The organism is Paenibacillus sp. OT2-17, from assembly GCF_009827695.1.
GTDB lineage: Bacteria > Bacillota > Bacilli > Paenibacillales > Paenibacillaceae > Paenibacillus > Paenibacillus polymyxa_B.
Genome location: NZ_WUDQ01000745.1, coordinates 1 through 1,459, shown reverse-complemented (window position 1 = coordinate 1,459; position 1,459 = coordinate 1). Strand labels below are relative to the sequence as shown.

Genomic DNA, 1,459 nt, shown 5'->3' with positions numbered 1-1,459 from the left:
TAGGCTGGGCTGTTGCCGATCCTTCACTGCTCCTGAACAAGCAGCCTGACGAGGTCATTTATACGGATACCATTACAGATACACTAGCTTCTGAAAAACCGGAAATTCCTGCTGCGCTTCCAGTTGCGCCTAATGAAATATCCCGGTTTGAGCATTTTTCGGACCCGAACTATTCGTATCCGGGTGGATTGGATAAACGCTTTGATATGTATCTCTGGGCCACAGAAAATTTTGGCGGGGGAGCCGGCGGCGACTGGGGACAGCGTATGAATGATGAATACGTTCTGAGTACGGTAAACTCGGATGAGATTGAGATTACTGAACATGAAATTGGTCACGGATTTGGGTTAAACGATTTTTATGAAGAACATGAGCGTCCACCAGGTGGATTCCCAACGAACACCATTATGTGGGCCGGCAATTCCGATCATATCACCGACTGGGATGTTTGGATGCTGCGTTATACCTGGAGTCAAATCAAGAAGGATACGGCTCGTTTCCCAATCACGACTAAAGACGACGAGGGCCCAATTGAAACAGATCCTGATGAAATCGTGAACATAGCACCTGCGGCAACGGCTAGCAGCTCTTATACTTCATCTTGGGAAAATGTAAGCGCGCTAAACGATGGATTTGAACCTGCCAATTCCAACGATAGAAGTCATGCTGTGTATGGTAACTGGCCTGAGACGGGTACACAATGGGTCCAATATGATTTTGATCAAGAATATACGATATCCCAAACGGATGTCTATTGGTTCAAAGATGGCGCTGGCGTTGATGTTCCTAAATCTTACAAGATTAAGTATTGGAATGGTCGTAGCTGGTCCAATGTCAAGCAGGCTAATGGATTGGGTACTTCGGCAGACCAGTATAATACGACCACTTTTACGCCTGTAAAAACAACGAAATTAAGAATTGAAATGGTATCCAAAGGTTCAGCATCCACAGGAATATTAGAGTGGAAAGTAGCAGCTAACAAACTTTAAGCATCATATTATTTGTCCAAAGGTTGTCTCCTGCGATATTTGTGGGAGACAACCTTTTTTAATTCATAGCTGAACAGTTAGAGTCTGATGAGATCAGGCTTTTTTTTCGTCTTGATTATGATGCTTGTTTCCTTCATATTTGTATCTGTGTTTTGCTAAATTCTCGTATGAATGGATCACTAAGAATGAACGGGTGTACGATAGTATGTATAATGGACATCAGACATGAAAGAAAAGAGGACAGAAAGCGATGAGTCACGACGTGAATGCTCCTTACGATGTACATGTAGCATATGGACCGGTGTTTGAGCTGCTCAGCAGCTTACACACCTTTATTTGCCGCAAGGCTTACAAGAAGACCGATTTATCAGCCGGGTGGGCGGAGCAAGTGCGTAGAACGCTGTCTCCAGGTTTGTCTAAGTTGCTGGAGTCCATGGAAATCAATGCAGATTGGAAGGTTATTTATGGAC

General features: G+C 44.1%; 1 protein-coding gene and 1 pseudogene. Both read left to right on the top strand.

The window, feature by feature from the left end; genetic code table 11:
- Positions 1 to 989, top strand: a 989-nt coding sequence (locus GRP75_RS26720) for a discoidin domain-containing protein (protein ID WP_160790865.1), incomplete at its 5' end; no start/stop codon positions are given.
- A 250-nt stretch (positions 990 to 1,239) separates the two neighbouring features.
- Positions 1,240 to 1,459 (top strand): annotated as a pseudogene (locus tag GRP75_RS26715) (ArsR family transcriptional regulator); the annotation flags it as partial.